The organism is Neisseria sp. RH3002v2f (genome assembly GCF_014596375.1).
Lineage (GTDB): Bacteria > Pseudomonadota > Gammaproteobacteria > Burkholderiales > Neisseriaceae > Neisseria > Neisseria cinerea.
Window position 1 is genome coordinate 1 of sequence record NZ_MAYZ01000010.1, and the last position, 1,030, is coordinate 1,030.

Sequence of the window (1,030 nt, forward strand, 5' to 3'; positions counted from 1 at the left end):
GATCAGGTGATTGATTGGCAACCGATCGAACAGTACCTGAATCGTCAAAGAACCCGTTACCTTAGAGACCACCGCGGCCGTCCCGCCTATCCACTGTTGTCCATGTTCAAAGCCGTCCTGCTCGGACAATGGCACAGCCTCTCCGATCCCGAACTCGAACACAGCCTCATCACCCGCATCGATTTCAACCTGTTTTGTCGTTTTGACGAACTTAGCATCCCCGATTACAGCACCTTATGCCGCTACCGAAACTGGCTGGCGCAAGACGATACCCTGTCCGAATTGCTCAAACTGATTAACCGCCAACTGACCGAAAAAGGCCTAAAAGTAGAGAAAGCATCCGCCGCCGTCATTGACGCCACCATTATTCAGACCGCCGGCAGCAAACAGCGTCAGGCCATAGAAGTCGATGAAGAAGGACAAGTCAGCGGCCAAACCACACCGAGTAAAGACAGCGATGCCCGCTGGACAAAGAAAAACGGCCTCTACAAACTCGGTTACAAACAACATACCCGTACTGACGCAGAAGGCTATATCGAAAAACTGCACCTTACCCCCGCCAATGCCCATGAATGCAAACACCTGTCGCCTTTGTTGGAAGGGTTACCCAAAGGTACGACCGTCTATACCGACAAAGGCTATGACAGTGAGGAAAACCGGCAATATCTGGAAGAGTGTCGGCTGCAGGACGGCATTATGCGCAAAGCCCACCGCAAACATCCGCTGTCGGGAGCACAAACCAAACGCAACCGATATTTGTCGAAGACCCGTTATGTGATCGAACAAAGCTTCGGGACGCTGCACCGTAAATTCCGCTACGCCCGGGCAGCCTATTTTGGTCTGCTCAAAGTGAGTGCGCAAAGCCATCTGAAGGCGATGTGTTTGAATCTGTTGAAAGAGGCTAACAGGCTAAGTGTGCCTGTTGCCGCCTAAAAGGCGGCCCGGATCCCTTATTATCAGGTATCCGAGGAGGATTGAGGGGGTATTTGGGTAGAATTAGGAGGTATTGGGGGAGGGAAATAGCCGAAAA

1 protein-coding gene is annotated in these 1,030 nt (G+C 51.9%); it reads left to right on the forward strand.

Going from position 1 to position 1,030, the window contains the following annotated elements; all coding sequences use genetic code 11:
• Window positions 1-933 (forward strand): IS5 family transposase (locus BBW69_RS00730; protein ID WP_188210092.1); only part of this gene is annotated, 933 nt, incomplete at its 5' end.
• Window positions 934-1,030: the final 97 nt, after the last annotated feature.